Annotated in this window: 1 protein-coding gene; it reads left to right on the top strand. The window is 57.3% G+C overall.

The window, feature by feature from the left end; all coding sequences use genetic code 11:
* Positions 1-330 (top strand): cadherin repeat domain-containing protein (locus tag EES38_RS22060; protein WP_148090394.1); only part of this gene is annotated, 330 nt, incomplete at both ends.

The following is a 330-nucleotide window of genomic DNA, read 5'->3' on the forward strand; positions in this document are numbered from 1 at the left end:
AACCTAACGGATGACACAAGCGAAAGCGGCATCAGTGCGGTAGTGGACGCGGATAGCGACGCGAACACCATCAGTGAAAGTGCGGCGAACGGTACCGAAGTCCAGATCACCGGTCTGGCGACGGATGCGGATGCGACCGACACAGTCACTTACAGCTTGAGCGACGATTACAACGGTGCGTTCACCATCGATGCGACCACAGGTGTGGTGACCGTGGCGGACAACACCCAGCTGGATTACGAAAGCGATACGGCTCCGACCATCGAGATCACAGCGACCTCAAGCGATGGCACAAGCTCGACAGCGACGTTCACCATCAACCTAACGGAT

It is taken from the genome of Vibrio viridaestus (genome assembly GCF_003856525.1).
Lineage (GTDB): Bacteria > Pseudomonadota > Gammaproteobacteria > Enterobacterales > Vibrionaceae > Vibrio > Vibrio viridaestus.